General features: G+C 70.2%; 11 protein-coding genes and 1 pseudogene. 7 read left to right on the top strand and 5 right to left on the bottom strand.

Annotated elements, in window-relative coordinates:
- The first annotated feature begins 676 nt into the window (after positions 1 to 676).
- A complete protein-coding gene (locus tag FXF52_RS33420; RefSeq protein WP_148803157.1) occupies positions 677 to 1,546 on the top strand; it encodes a hypothetical protein in 870 nt (289 codons plus the stop codon).
- 56 nt (positions 1,547 to 1,602) lie between these two features.
- Here FXF52_RS33420 and FXF52_RS33415 read toward each other — a convergent pair whose 3' ends face one another.
- Both FXF52_RS33415 and FXF52_RS33410 read right to left on the bottom strand, forming a co-directional pair.
- Positions 1,603 to 2,211, bottom strand: a complete 609-nt coding sequence (locus tag FXF52_RS33415) for a hypothetical protein (protein ID WP_148803154.1) — start codon at positions 2,209 to 2,211, stop codon at positions 1,603 to 1,605.
- Between the two features lie 386 nt (positions 2,212 to 2,597).
- Complete coding sequence (locus FXF52_RS33410; RefSeq protein WP_148803152.1) at positions 2,598 to 3,128, bottom strand: hypothetical protein; 531 nt, start codon at positions 3,126 to 3,128, stop codon at positions 2,598 to 2,600.
- 440 nt (positions 3,129 to 3,568) lie between these two features.
- Between FXF52_RS33410 and FXF52_RS33405 the strand changes: the two genes are divergently transcribed.
- The 3 genes from FXF52_RS33405 (at position 3,569) to FXF52_RS33395 (ending at position 5,979) form a co-directional block, all read left to right on the top strand.
- Positions 3,569 to 4,213, top strand: coding sequence for a DUF4304 domain-containing protein (locus FXF52_RS33405; protein ID WP_148803150.1), 645 nt, complete (start codon positions 3,569 to 3,571; stop codon positions 4,211 to 4,213).
- A gap of 468 nt (positions 4,214 to 4,681) precedes the next feature.
- A complete protein-coding gene (locus FXF52_RS33400; RefSeq protein ID WP_148803148.1) occupies positions 4,682 to 5,059 on the top strand; it encodes a pilin in 378 nt (125 codons plus the stop codon).
- A 2-nt stretch (positions 5,060 to 5,061) separates the two neighbouring features.
- Complete coding sequence (locus FXF52_RS33395; RefSeq protein ID WP_148803146.1) at positions 5,062 to 5,979, top strand: conjugal transfer protein TrbL family protein; 918 nt, start codon at positions 5,062 to 5,064, stop codon at positions 5,977 to 5,979.
- Positions 5,980 to 6,032: 53 nt separating this feature from the next.
- Here FXF52_RS33395 and FXF52_RS33390 read toward each other — a convergent pair whose 3' ends face one another.
- The 3 genes and pseudogenes from FXF52_RS33390 to FXF52_RS33385 form a co-directional block, all read right to left on the bottom strand.
- Entirely contained in the window at positions 6,033 to 7,526 is a 1,494-nt protein-coding gene (locus tag FXF52_RS33390) for a recombinase family protein (RefSeq protein ID WP_222870820.1), read from the bottom strand.
- Positions 7,527 to 7,635: 109 nt separating this feature from the next.
- Positions 7,636 to 8,001, bottom strand: a pseudogene (locus FXF52_RS42630) (recombinase family protein); the annotation flags it as partial.
- 220 nt (positions 8,002 to 8,221) lie between these two features.
- Positions 8,222 to 8,479 (bottom strand): DUF5372 family protein, encoded by a 258-nt coding sequence (locus FXF52_RS33385; protein ID WP_255472608.1) that lies wholly within the window; start codon positions 8,477 to 8,479, stop codon positions 8,222 to 8,224.
- Here FXF52_RS33385 and FXF52_RS33380 point away from each other — a divergent pair.
- Genes FXF52_RS33380 through FXF52_RS33370 form a run of 3 tightly spaced genes read left to right on the top strand, consistent with a single transcriptional unit; the run spans position 8,479 to position 13,735 of the window.
- Positions 8,479 to 9,453, top strand: coding sequence for a PrgI family protein (locus tag FXF52_RS33380; RefSeq protein ID WP_148803142.1), 975 nt, complete (start codon positions 8,479 to 8,481; stop codon positions 9,451 to 9,453). The two genes, FXF52_RS33385 and FXF52_RS33380, sit on opposite strands and share 1 nt — an antisense overlap.
- Entirely contained in the window at positions 9,450 to 11,231 is a 1,782-nt protein-coding gene (locus FXF52_RS33375; protein ID WP_148803140.1) for a VirB4 family type IV secretion system protein, read from the top strand. The genes FXF52_RS33380 and FXF52_RS33375 overlap by 4 nt, the downstream gene beginning before the upstream one ends.
- Entirely contained in the window at positions 11,228 to 13,735 is a 2,508-nt protein-coding gene (locus FXF52_RS33370) for a type IV secretory system conjugative DNA transfer family protein (protein WP_370518060.1), read from the top strand. Before FXF52_RS33375 ends, FXF52_RS33370 begins: the two co-directional genes overlap by 4 nt.
- The last annotated feature ends 95 nt before the right edge of the window (positions 13,736 to 13,830 follow it).

Genomic DNA, 13,830 nt, shown 5'->3' with positions numbered 1-13,830 from the left:
AGCACTTGCGGTACCTGAGGCCGCTGCCAGACACCGAGCGTGATGGACAACGCCCGCCATGTCAGCGAGCAGCATCGATGACATGGCGAGGGCGGCCCGTGCTGTCAGACGTCGGCATGTCATTCCGACCGGTAATTACGTCGACGGGCACCGTGGATGCCATTGTCACCTCGCGCGCCGCTGGCAGCGCGCGTCGTGTCATGCCAATCCCGCGCTGTCAGACGCGCCAGCCTGCCGGCACCGCCTCTGTCAGACCGACCGGCTGACAGCGGACTCACTGTCAGTCCGGCAGCGTCTGACAACGGCCCTGGCGTCAGACCCGCCCTGGTCTGACAGGGGGCGTCTGTCAAAGTTCCCGCCGCATTGTCAGATCCCGCGGCGGCGAGGCGGCCACGGCGTCCGTTCGCGCCGACAGACCCTGCCCAGGAGCCTGCCGAGGTGGGTACGCCCAGGTCAGGGCGGCACTGTCAGATCACCGCGATCGCGAACGCTCAGCGCTGCCGCGGGGCCACGTCCCGCGGCCTCAGCGACGGAGGCCGTCGCGGCCACCGGTGTCGACGTGGTGAGCTGCGCTGTCAGAGGTCGGTGAGGCCGTCGTGGCGCAATCACTGTCGCAACCCGGTATGGCACGCATCGACGTGTCATCGGCACCCCTCGCTGACAAGGAGTTGTTGACATGACAGTGTCCGACACCGCTTGGCCTGACTCCCCGCTGGACGCCGTCGACGCCGCCTTCGCGGCACTGACGCGCGACCCCGACCCGATGACACTCGATCTTGACAAGCTGGGCGGTGGCAGCGGCCTGCCCGCGGGTGTCATGACACTGCCGGCGCTACGCGACTGGCTACTGACGCACCCACGCGCCTACACAGCCCGTGACGCCGTGTGGCGGAAGCTGGTCCTGCGCGCACGCCTTGACGGGCCGGCGTGGGTGGTCGCCGCAGCGGGCATGGCAATGCCAGCGCTGCGCCGCTGCGCCGGCCAGCTGCGCGTCGGCTGGTCCGGCGAAGCCCACGACATCGACGCGGAAATCCTCACCGGGTTCCTGGCGGCGCTGCGCGACCGGACGGACCTGTCGAAGCCGGCGCCGTACGCGTCGCTGTGCATGGCCGCCTGGCGAGCCGGATACGAGCTGCGCCAACGCCTCGGCGAAGCGGTGCCCGTTGACGACGTCGAGCGCATCGTCGGACCCCGCACCCCCACTGTCCCCTACGGCCATCCCGACCTACTGGTGCAACGGGCGGTCGGGCTGGGACTCCTCGACGCCTGCGACGAGCAGCCCTACATCGACCTACGCCTCGGCCGACGGGCGATCGAACCGATCGCCGCCGCTATGGGCATCACCGTCGACGCCCTACGCATGCGAGCCCGGCGCATCGACCAGCGCATCGCCCACGCCCTGGCCAGCGGGCTACTGACCGGCGTCGCATCCCCGCAGGCCGCCGCGCAACTGGCCGCGACCGCCACACACCGGAAACGGACCCGCGCCGCGCGTGCCACCGCCGGCGCCCGGACAGCCGCAGCAGCGACAACTGTGGCCGCCTGACCACGCCGTGCCGCGGGAAGGTCTACGACTGCCCGACGAGGAGATCCGCTTCAGCGCTAGCCGGCACGCTTCGCCAAGTCGGTGATGAACGTGCATGGCTGCTCGGCCCCCCGGTCCCAGGCGCTTCCTTCTACGGCGACGGGGTAGCTGACCTCTCTGATTTGTCGGTCGGCGGTCTCGACCGAGAACCGTATCGACAACGGCTCGCTCTCGAACGCGGTAGAGCACTCGATGCGCAGCTGGACATCGATCCAGCCGGTGCCGCCAGGGCGTAGCAGCCGAGACTGGCCGGTGTCACGGACCTGGATGCCGGGTCGTTGACCCGCAGCCGCACGAACCGTGATCGGCGCGGGGCCAGCGTTGATCACTGCCAGTCGCCCGTCCATCTGAACGACGGCCGGGATTGTCGTGATGTCCGTACGCCGGCTAATGCTGGATTCAGGGAAGGCCACGAGCGAGACCGAAGCATTCCGCTCCCGCTCGTCCCGCGAGTCTCGCAGCTCGCTGACCCCGACACCGCCGAGCACAGCGCCGACCACGAAGGCAGCGACAAGCCTTACATTCATCTTTCGTCTGGCCACGAGGCGGTCAGGGGTGATGCCGCCCGACTCCGCCGGCCGGTGATCGTGCTCGTCTAGGTCAATCACTTCGTGCTCCGCCGGCATGGGCGTCAGCCTAGGGCTCTCCCTGGCCACGCGTCGGCCGGCCATACAGCCAAGAGGACCCGCAGACATCGGCGCTACCCGACAACAGCGGATGTACCGGGCAGGGGTGCGAACCCCTTACCCGCCATCCGCGATCTTCTTTTAATGAGAAGGCCACCATGGGCCATCCGTGGGCCAGTAACCGTGGCGCGCAGCGGGCACGAGCGGACACGAGACGCAACCGGGCCGGCCGCCGACCGCAGGCGCTTCGGGTATCACGACCGCTTGAGCGCTTTCGCAAACCTGCGATGGGGTGGGCGAAAACCACCAATAGGGACTGGCTGACCTGTCCAGGGGCTGATGTCCCGCGGGAAGTACCTCTGGCTGTTCCGTGCTCCGGTGCGGTCCTATGCACTGGTGAATGGGTCGGTGCTGATGTAGAGCACCATCCCGGCCAGAGCCAGCACGTCCACCGCCAAGAGGAAGAGGTGGGCATAGCGGTACCGGCGCACCACCGTGCCGGCCGAGAGCGTCGCCGGCGTCTCGTCCAAGAGCGCCGTGATCTCGTTGAAACGCCTGCGGTATCCGCCCGGGGTCAACCGGTTGTGACCGCCCACGCCAGGTATTAGGGCAGCAATCGGAATCGGCGAGTGCCCGGCGACCCGCAGCTCGATGCTGAGCCCATCGATCCCTCGGACGCCGTCGACCAGTGACCGTGGAACGCTGTACCTGACGAGCGGGTTGCCGACGACGACATGCGTGCGGGTCACCGCCACGAAGGCAGCCGGCCCTGCGAGGTACATGAGCAGCACCAGCGTGCCGATCGACGGAAGACCCAGAACCGCCGCCGACGCACCACCCTCCCACAGCCCCCAAATACCGCTCGGCATGAGCATGGCGATCGCCAGCAGGGCGAGCGGGTCCATCCGCCGGATCATGGCCAGACTCCTCACCAGGCCCGCTCAATGTCCCACGTCGACACGGCCCCGGTCCGTCCTCGACCGGCTGGCTTCACGGTTGATGGGTGTCGTACCCGTGGGCGGTGAAGATCGTACCGTTCCAGGCGCGAAGGCCTTGGCCAGGGGCGACAGCCCCAGCCAGGGCCTTCGATGTTCCAAGATCGGGCAATGCGGGCGCGTGCCATCAACCGGCTTGTGCCCGGTCGCCGGCTACTTCTTGGCCTTTCCTGCCGCCCGATCGTTTCTTGCCCTTGGCCCGCCTGGGGTCCGGCACGGGTTCCTGCGCAGCGGGCTCGTCCTCGTTCACGCTGGCCTCAGCACCGCTCGCAGTAGTCCGATCCGCCACCGGGAACCGGCTGTACCTTCAGTCACGCCGCATCGGTCAGCGGTAGCACGTAGCTGACAAGGAGCCCTCGCTGATGTCCCTTCAGCCGATGTTCAACGCCTTCGTGACGGCCCTCGGGGATCAGCTCGCCGGGTACGGCTTCAAACGTGGCAAGGGCCGGGTGTTCCGCCGGTATTCCCCTGAGGGCGACGCGCTCATCATCGAACTGCAGACGTCGGACCACTCCACAAAGTGGGAGAAGATTTTCTACATCAACATGGCCCTGGTGCTGGCGCCGAAGTGGGAACGCGACCGGCAGCAGTACGGGCTGCCCGCCTCGGAGCTTCCCCGGCATTTTCACGGCACCTGGCGGCAGCGGATTGGGTTCAGCCGCCTGTCGCCAGCCGATGACCAGTGGCGGATAGCCGACGAGGTGACGGCGGCCCAAGTATCGGAGCAGGTGCGCCGCCGCCTGGACGAGACGCTGCCGGAGCTCCTGCCGCTGTTGGATCGTGACCAGCTCATCGAGCGGGCTCCTCAGATCCTCGGCGCCGCGGCGTGGCGCGTGCGTGCCTGGCTGCTGGCGGAGCGGGGGCCATCCAAGGAGCTAGAAGATTTACTGTTCGCCGAGCAGCCCGCCCATAACCACAACTCCGTACCGACGAAGGCCATTTGGACCTATGCCAACAGCAAAGCGGCGGCTGAGAGCAGCGGCGAGAGAGCACCTGGCGTGAGCTGAGTCGACGGAACAAGTAGGGGACTGTTCGCGGGCGGTCCGCACAGGGGGTCGGCAAAGAGATGGCGGCTGAGCTGCTCCGTCAGACCCGGCGGCGCTCCTGTGAGGGCCTTGTCAGTTCCGTGTCAGGCCTCGGGGTGTTCGCCAGGGCTGACAGGGACCGGTTTGAGGGTGCGGAAGTCCCCCGACGGCGGCCATGAGGCCGGACCCGGACGGTGCTTCCGCCCGCCGTCAGGGGGCGGGATCATGTCGGCCGCCCGCGTACTGGACGCCTCGGGTGCCGCGCAGTTTGGTGCGCTGACACCTCATCGAACACCGCTACCCGACAAGGGAGGAGAGCTCCTCCCGGGGACGGTCTTGGTTCGTGGTGCTGTCCGTGCCCGCGTCCCCTGGCGGCGGTCTGCCTCTTTGACCGCCCGCTATCGCCCCGCCGCGCCGCACACGGCAGCCGGGGCCGGAGGTGAATCGCCCATGTTCCGCATCCTGGCACGTCTTCGTGCCCTCACCCGCTTCCGATTCATTCGCCGTGCCGCCATGGTGACCGCCATGGTGGCGCTGTTCCTGTCTGCGCCGGTCGCCGTTTACGCCGCGCCCGCCGAGCCGAAGGACGGTGGACCGAATCCGCTGCCGGTCGTGATCGGCAACCTGCAGACCTGGCTGATGAGCCTCCTCGCCGCGCTCGCCACCCTGTTCCTTGTCCTCGCTGGGGTCTATTGGGCGACGGCCGGCGGTGATCCGGCTCAGGTCGACAAGGCCAAGGGGGCGTTGAAGAACGCGCTGATCGGCTACGGCCTCGCCGTGCTGGCGCCGGTCCTGCTGCAGGTCGTCCGCGGCATCGTCGGAGGCTGACCATGGGTTGGCTGCTCGACCAGATTCTTGACTGGCTGGCGGCGGCGATCCTCGCGGCCTTGGACGCCCTGTTCGGGGTGATCAGCGAGGTGCTGCTGGTGACTCCGAAGGTCACGGGCCTGCCGCAGGTGCAGGCGTTGACCGGCCGTTCGGTGCTCGTCGTGGACACCGTCTTCGTCCTGGCCTTCGTGGCCGCCGGGGTGCTGACGATGACCGCCGGTGGTAGCGAGGCCACCCGCTACACCGTCAAGGACCTGTTCCCGAGGTTGATCGTCGGGTTCGTCGCCGCGCACTTCTCGCAGCTGTGGTGCGGCATGCTCATCGACCTCGCCAACGCGCTTACCTTCGCGCTCGCCACACCCGCGGGTGACAGCGACGGCGCGCTGGAGGCGATCAAGACCCACATCACGGCGGGGCGGGACACGACGGCGGTGCTGCTGTTCGTGATCTGCGTGGCGATCATCGCTGTCCTGCTCGCAGGTACCGCGTTCAGTGTGATCGTCCGCTTCGCCGTCGTGCTCGTTCTCACCGCCGCCGCGCCCCTCGCCCTGGCGTGCCACGCGCTGCCGCAGACCGACCCTCTGGCGCGCCTGTGGTGGCGCTCGTACGCCGGGGTGCTGGCGGTGCCGGTGGTGCAGGGTTTCACCCTCTACGCGGGGCAGTGGATGCTCACCGATCCGCAGCATCTGCTGCCTGTGCTCGGACTGCCGGTCGAACCCGGCGGGGTGATCAACCTGTTCGTCGTCATGGTCATGCTCTGGACCACCCTGCGGGTCCCGTCCCTGATGCGCCGCTACGTGGCCACCGGCGGGGGTCGCGGGGGGAACCTGCTTGGCGCGGCGGTGCGGGTGATCGTCGTGCAGCAGGTCACCCGATCGGTGCCCGGCCTCGGCCGGGCGGTGAAGGCGGTGGGTCGATGACCGACCAGACCGATCGGAGCGAGGTGGGGCGGGCGCGGATGCCGACAGCTGCTTCACACTGCGCGGTTTCCGTTTCTCGTTGGGTTGGGCTTGAGCCGGAACGATGCGGCGACTTTGCGCTGGTAGATGGCTTGGGTATCGGGGTCCCAGGGGATGCACCAGCGCCCGCTGGGACCGCGGCGGGCGGGGACCTGGTCGTGTCGCAGCCAGTTGTAGATGGCGTCGGCGGGAATGCCCAGCTCAGCGGCGGCTTGTTTGACGCTGATTTCGCCGTTTCGGATTGCGACGGTGCGGGGCGCGCGGATGGTGTAGTAGTCGCGGACGCGGGCGACGCCGCCTGTGCTCCAGCGGTGACCGCGGCCGGTGCGCAAACCCTGGGCGTTGAGCATGGCGGCGAGTTGTTCGCTGGTGTGGGTGGCGCCGTGGCGGCGGATCAGCGCGAGCGCGGCTTCCGGGGTGCGGCCGGGCCCGATGCGGCCGGCGGTGAGCTCGTCGACGGCACCGGTGTGCCAGCGCACCCCGATGCGGACCTGGTCTTTGTGCTGCTCGGACAGCAGGGTGACGTCGGCGATCAAGGTGCGCAGCAGCCGTTTGCGGTCCCGGGCCTGGGTGTCCGGGTGGTGCCAGAGTCGGGGCAGGTCGGCGGCCAGGGCGAGCAGCGCGTCACGTTCGGGCAGCGGCGGCCGGGCTGCTTGGGCGGTGAGCAGGGCCGCTTCGGCGTCGGCGAGCGCTTGCAGCTTGGCTTCCCATTTGCTTTCCAGGGTGCGGGCGACGAGCCGGTTCTCGGGGTCGACGTTGCTGAAGGCGCGTTCGGCGCGGTCGGCGTCGTAGCGGGCGCGTTCGACGGCCAGTTCGGCGGCGCGGTGGCTGCGGGTGTAGCGGTCGGTCAGCTCGTCGGCGGCTTTGACCGCGAGTTTCAGCTGCTGCGGGGTGACCGCGTCCAGCAGCAGCGCGGAGACGGCGTCGTCGACGGTGACTGCCGCGACGGTGCGGCAGGCGTCGGTGCGGTGCGGGTTGCTGTGCTGGCAGAGGTAGTGAACCCGGCCGCCGTCGCCGTAGCGGGTTCCCATCCGGCCCCCGCAGACGCCGCAGAAGATGATCCCCTGACATAGGGCCGAGCCTTCTCGCGGTGGTCGGAAACCGGCCTTGGTGTTGTTCGCGGCGAGTTTGGCCTCGATGTCGAGGAACTGCTGCCAGGTGATGTAGCCGGGGTGGTGGTCTTGGATGAGCACGGTCCAGTCGGCGCGGGCGCGTTTGACCTTGGTCGCGGCGACGGTGCCGTCCTCGCGGACCTTACGCGCGTCGTAGCTGCGGCCGTAGGCGTACGCGCCGGCGTAGACCGGGTTCTTGACCGCCTGCAGCACCCGGGCATGGGTGAGCCTGCCCCACTTGATCTGTCCGTCCCAGGCGCCGCCCCACTTGCGCTGCGGGAACAGGCGGCCGGTGGTGGCGAACGCCTTGACCACACCCATCGCCGATCCGGTCGCGGTGAACTCGGCGAATAGATCCTCGACGGCCTGGCGGACTTGTTCGTCGGGGTCGAACACGAACCTCGCCGTCGTCGTAGACGAAACCCACGGCCAAGGGCGAGCGCAGCTCACCGCGGTGCGCGGCGGCCAGTTTCGCGCCGTGCAGCCGTCCGGTGAGCAGGTGCAGCTCGGCTTCGCTCATGCTGCCCTTGAGGCCGAGCAGGAGGCGGTCGTTGACATCCGACAGGTCGTAGACGCCGTCGGCGTCGACCAGCAGGGTGTCGGTGAGCCGCGCCAGCTCCAGCAGCCGGGCGAACTCGCCGGACGAGCGCGCGAGCCGGGACACCTCCAAACCGAAGATCGCGCCGACCTCGCCCCGGCAGACCCTGGCCAGCAGCTCGGTGAAGCCGTCGCGGTGGGCGCCGAACCGGCCGGACACACCGAGGTCTGCGTCGATGGTCAGCACCCCGCCCGGTGCCCAGCCCATCTCCACCGCGGTCGCGGCCAGCCCGTACTGCCGCGTCGTGGACTCGCCGTGGATCCTGACCTGCATCACGCTCGACTGACGCACATACACCACGGCGAGCCGACCGCGATGCGACGTGGTGATCTTCGACGTCGCCTTCACCGCGACCCGCCCGCGCCAGCAACACCGCGGCGGCCATGTTCGCCACCGCCATCGCGGCCTCGACCTGGTTCCAGCCGGCGCTCACGTTTCATCCCCGATCGCACCGTCCGGCCGAAGACCCGCTCATTGTCCACAACAGACACGATCATTCCTCATCACCCGCGCTCAACTGCAGCCGGGCTGTCAGTGCGTCGACCAGCGTTCGCGCGGCGGTGAGCCCGTCAACGGCAAACCGGTTCGGTGTCGCCTCCGGGCCGCGATCGGTCCACGACTGCGGCAGGGAGATTCGCCGTTTGCCGCCCTCGATCTCGCACACGAACACCAGCACGCCCTTCGTTCGGGCGGTGAACAGCACCGGCAACTCCTGACCAGCGAATGGATGGAAAGGGTGCGTAACGACCAATGAATCCGAAGAAGAACTCCTACGACGAGCCCTATAGAGCTCGTGTCCCCGCTGACGTCGACGCCCCCGACAAGGTTCTCTACGGGCTGACGTTCCGCCAGTTGGCGATCCTCGCCGTCGCGGCCCTCGCCTTGTACGGCGCGTGGCGCGCCTTGCACGACCTGGTGCCGGTGCCGGTGCTCGTCGGCACCGCCGTGCTGTTCGCCGGCCTCGCCTTCGGTGTGGCCGTGGGCCGCCGTGACGGCCTGCCCCTTGATGTGTGGCTGCTCGCCGCCGTCCGCCACGCCCGGGCACCTCGGGCGCTGTCGACGACCGACACGACGTCGAAGACTCCGGACTGGGTGCAGGCCCCCGCGTCGGCGGTGACGTTGCCGGCGCCGCTGAAGCTGCCCGCCGACGCGATCGACGACGGCGGGGAGATCCGCCTTGGTGGGGCGAGGGCGGCGATGGTCGCCGCCACCAGCGTCAACCTCGCCCTGCGCACCCCCGAGGAGCAGGCCGCCCTGGTGGACACCTTCGGTCGCTGGCTGAACTCGCTGTCCACGCCGACGCAGATCGTCGTGTCGGCGCAGCCGGTGGACCTGCACTCGGCCGCCCGCACCCTCGCCCAGACAGCCGAGGCGCTGCCGCACCCGGCCCTCGCGGACGCGGCGGCCGACCATGCCCGGTTCCTCGACGACCTCGCGACCCGGCGGGACCCGCTGCGCCGGCAGGTCCTCATCGTCACCTCCACCAGCGCGGGTGAGCGGGGCGAGCGCGCCGCCCGACGACGCGCCGAGAACACGGTCCGTGCCCTGTCCGGCCTCGGCGTCACCACCCGCGCCCTCGATGGGGCGGCGGTCACCGCCGCGCTCGCGTCCGCCGCTGACCCCTACCGGCCGCCCCGGCCTGGCGGGCTCGCGGCCCCCGACACCGTCATCACCTCACCCACACCCGATCAGCGCCACCGAACGGAGAGGAGCCGACAGACATGAAGCTGCGCCACCGGTCCCAGCCCGCCGACCGCCAACCGTCTGCACTGGCGGCCACCGTGACTCCCGCCTCCGTGGAAGTCACGCCCCGGTTCCTGCGGGTCGGTGACGGCTACGCCGCCACCCTCGTGGTGACCGGCTACCCGGCAGAGGTCGGCCCCGCCTGGCTCGAACCCCTCCTGTCCTGGCCGGGCCGCCTCGACCTCGCCCTGCACATCGACCCGCTGCCCGCCCCCGTCGCCGCAGCCCGTCTACGCAACCAGCGCGCCCGCTTCGAATCGTCCCGTCGGGCGGACGCGGAGCGGGGCAAGCTTCCCGACCCGTCCGTGGAGGCCGCGGCCGACGACGCCGCGGACCTCGCGCAACGGTTGGCGCGCGGTGCGGCGAAGCTGTTCCGCGTCGGCCTCTACCTGACCGTGCACGCCCGCACCGAAGACGAACTCCGCGAGGCGTGCGCGCAGGTGAAAGCCGCCGCCGCGTCCACGTTGATCGAGGTGCAGCCCGCCACGTGGCGGCACCTGGCCGGCTGGACCACCACCCTGCCCCTGGCCACCGACAGCCTGCAGGTGCGCCGCACCATGGACACCCAAGCTCTCGCCGCCGCGTTCCCCCTCGCCTCCGCCGATCTGCCAGCGCCGCTGCCCGGCGACCCGCCCGCCGACGGCGGGGTGCTGTACGGCGTGAACCCCGACTCCAGCGGGATCGTGTGGTGGGACCGCTGGGCCCAGGAGAACCACAACAGCGTGGTCCTGGCCCGCTCCGGCGCCGGCAAGTCCTACTTTGTGAAGCTGGAGATCCTGCGCAACCTCTACCAGCAGGTGCAGGTCGCCGTCATCGACCCCGAAGATGAATACCTCCGCCTGGCCGACGCGGTCGGCGGCGCCGTCGTCCGCCTCGGCGCCGCCGGAGTCAAGGTCAACCCCCTCGACCTGCCCTCCGGGGACAACCGCCCGGACGTGCTCACCCGCCGCGGGCTGTTCCTGCACACCCTCATCAGCGTGCTGCTCGGGCAACAGCCGCCACCGGCGGAACGCGCCGCCCTGGACCGGGCGATCCTGGCCGTCTACCGACAAGCGGGCATCACCCCGGACCCGGCCACCCACCACCGGCCCGCCCCACTCCTACAAGACCTCGCCAACTGCCTACACGCCGACACCGACCCCGCCGCCCGCCAGCTCGCCGCCCGCCTCGCCCCCTGGGTTGAGGGCTCCTTCTCCGACCTGTTTGACGGGCCCACCACCACCCGCCCCGACGGCCACCTCGTCGTCTGGTCACTGCGGCACCTGCCCGACGAGCTCCGCGCCGTCGGCACCCTCCTCGCCCTCGACGCCATCTGGCGGCAGGTCGACGCCCCCAGCCGCATGACCGCGCGGCGGCTCGTCGTCGTCGACGAGGCGTGGCTGCTCATGCGCGACGGCGAAGGCGCCCGATTCCTGTTCCGCATGTCCAAAGCCGCCCGCAAACGCCACGCCGGCCTGACCGTCATCACCCAGGACGTCGCCGACCTCCTCGGCACCGACCTCGGCCACGCCGTCGTCGCCAACGCCGCCACCCAAATCCTGCTCAAGCAAGCCCCGCAAGCCATCGACGCCATCGGCGACGCCTTCCGGCTCACCGCCGGCGAACGCCGTCTGCTCCTCGCCGCCCGCGTCGGCACCGGCCTTCTTATCTCCGGCACCAACCGGACCAGCTTCGAAGCCATTGCCTCCCAAACGGAGCACCTGCTCTGCACGAGCCCGGCCGAGGTGGCCGACCTCGAGGAGGAAGGAAACGACCTGTGACACCACCCGCCATCTACTACCTCTTCCCACCCCCGCCGGTGCCCAGCCCGTCAGGGCCGGGCACCGACGTCCTCCCGCCTCCGACCGAACCCGCGCGTTGGCTGCTCGACGCCGCCAGCTGGGCGGCGCAGCGACCCTGGCTACTCGCCATCGCCGCGACCCCACTCGTCGCCTACATCGCCGGCCGCAACCTCCTGCAGCTGTGGCGGCACCGCCAGCACGCCCACGGCGCCCGCCTCGTCACGATCGCCCCACCACCCGAGGTTGACCCGCACAGCGCCGCGGCGCTGTGGGCCAACCTCGCCGGCACCCTCACCCCGTCCCGACGCCGACGGTGGCTCTATGGCAGCCCCCACGTGGCCTGGCAGTACACCTGGACCGGCCGACGGCTGCTCATCTCCATATGGGTGCCCGGCACCGTCCCGCCTGGCGCGGTCGAAGCCGCCGTCCGCGCCGCCTGGCCCGGCGCCGCCTGCACCACCGACGACACCCCCGCCCCGCCCATCCCGGTTGACGTGCCAGCGGTGGTGGGCGGGCACCTGCTGCCCACCGCAGCCGAATGGCTGCCCCTGCACATCGACCACGACAACGACCCGCTGCGCGCGCTGATGTCCGCCGGCTCCCAACTCAAGGCCGACGAGCACGCCTGCGTGCAGATCCTTGCCCGCCCCGCCGCACCCCGCCGCGCCCTGCGCGCGCGTCGCGCCGCGACGCGGCTGCGCAACGGCAAGACCGCCACCCCCGGCATCAACCCGGCCGCACCGCTGCTGTGGCTCGTCGAGGCATTCCTACCCGCCAGCACCGCCCGCCCCGCCCAGACGGGCCGCCGTGACCCGGGGGTGGAGCGCGATGTGCGAGCCATCCTCGACAAGAGCTCGCACACCCTGTGGGAGACCGCCGTGCGCTACGCCGTCGGCAAGGACAGCCGACGCGGCGGCACCAACCAGCGGCCACGGCTGCGGGGCGTCGCCGACACCATCGCTTCCTCCTTCGCCGTGTACTCCGGCCGCAACCGCCTCACCCACCGCACCCGCATGCGAGCCCCGGCCGCGGCCCTGGCGCAGCGGCGGCTCGGCGCCGGGTTCCTCACCTCCACACCCGAGCTGGCCGCGCTCGCCGCGCTGCCCCGCGACCTAGCCGTCCCGGGCCTGGATCGCGCCCGGGCGAAACCGATGCCCACACCAGTTGCCGTACCGACTGGCGGGCGCGGCACCAAGATGATCGGCGACGCGCAGGTCGGCGGCCACGGGGTCGCCCTGTCCGTCCCCGACGCCCGATACCACCTGCACGTGGTCGGATCCACCGGCTCCGGCAAGACCACGCTGTTGGTCAACCTCGCGGTCGACGACATCAAGGCCCGTCGTGGCACCGTGGTCATCGACCCCCACGGCGACCTGGTCCTGGACATCCTCGACCGGCTCCCCGAAAACGTCGCGGACCGTCTGGTCATCTTCGACCCGGACCAACCGAACCCGCCGACGATCAACCCCCTATCCGGCGACGACCCGGACCTGGTCGTGGACAACCTGGTGTCGATCTTCGGGAACATCTTCGCTAAGGCATGGGGACCGCGGATGGACGACGTCATGCGCGTCGCCTGCCTGACGCTGTTGCGGCACGCCAACGTCACCCTGCAACACATCCCACCCCTGCTCAACAGCGCCCAGTTCCGGTCGGCGATGACCGTCGACCTCGATGATCCGGCCGGCCTGTCCGGGTTCTGGCAGTGGTACGACGACCTCAACCCCGCCCTGCGCTCCCAGGTCATCGGCCCCGTCCTGGCACGGCTGCGCGCGTTCCTGCTGCGCGACTTCGTCAAACGCACCATGCGCTACCCGCACTCCAGCTTCGACATGGGCGAAATCCTCGACGGCGGAGCGCTGCTCGTGCGCATCCCGAAGGGCCAACTGGGGGAGGACACCAGCAAACTGCTGGGCTCCCTGATCCTGGCGCAGGTGTGGCAGGCCGCCACCGCCCGCGCCCGCATCACCCCCGACCAGCGCCGCGACGCCACCCTGATCATCGACGAGGCCCAGAACTTCCTCACCCTCGCCAACAGCCTGGACACGATGCTCGCCGAGGCCCGCAAGTACCGGCTGTCGATGGTCCTGGCCCACCAGGACCTCGCCCAGTTTCCCAGGGACCTGCTCGCTGCTGTCTCCGCGAACGCCCGCAACAAGATCTACTTCTCGTGCGCGCCGGAGGACGCCCGCGTGCTGGCCCGCCACACTGTGCCGGAGCTCGACGAGCACGACCTGACGCACCTCGACGCCTACACCGCCGCGACGCGTCTCGTCGTCGACGGCCGGCAGACACCGGCGTTCACCCTCAAGACACGCCCGCCCCAGCCGGTCGTAGGGGAGGCCACCGCGATCCGCGAAACAGTCGCGCGGAAGCCGGACCAGCAGAACACCAGCGCCATCGACGAACTGGTCGACCGCTTGTCGAAGCCCACGGACGACAACCGGACCACCAGAGCCAGGGGCGCCAAGGACAGCCGCTGAACGACCCGTCCGCACGCCAGGAGCGGCGGCACCAGCGTCGGTCACCGCCGGATCCGGGCTGCACAGCCCCTTCGATCAGCCCTTCACCTCCCGTT

Source organism: Micromonospora sp. MP36, from assembly GCF_008119785.1.
Lineage (GTDB): Bacteria > Actinomycetota > Actinomycetes > Mycobacteriales > Micromonosporaceae > Micromonospora.
Note: the sequence above shows the minus strand (reverse complement) of the source record. Positions and strands in the feature narration are given on the sequence as shown.